The sequence below is a fragment of the Neisseria sp. P0016.S008 genome, assembly GCF_051957775.1.
Taxonomy (GTDB): domain Bacteria; phylum Pseudomonadota; class Gammaproteobacteria; order Burkholderiales; family Neisseriaceae; genus Neisseria; species Neisseria flavescens_B.
Window position 1 is genome coordinate 1 of record NZ_JBQCWB010000050.1, and the last position, 235, is coordinate 235.

Here is a 235-nt window from a genome sequence, read left to right on the forward strand (position 1 = left end):
GCTTCCATCAGGCAAAGCCAACGCTCCGCCGGCGCAGAGCAGGGTAATTCTGTTTCCGGTCAGGGGATAGGTTTCGGTAATCTCAATTTCGTGCGCTTTGCCCCAATCGGTTACGGGGAGTCGGGCGGCAAGCTCGGTAATGCGTTGGTGTTGATGTTTGATGCCGTTTGGCTGGCGGCAGTCGCCGATGCATTTGCCGACGGCCACGACTGGGCAGGGTTCTCCCTTTGCGTAG

General features: G+C 58.7%; 1 pseudogene. It reads right to left on the minus strand.

The window, feature by feature from the left end:
• A pseudogene (locus ACTHS8_RS10940) lies at positions 1-235 on the minus strand (3'-5' exonuclease); the annotation flags it as partial.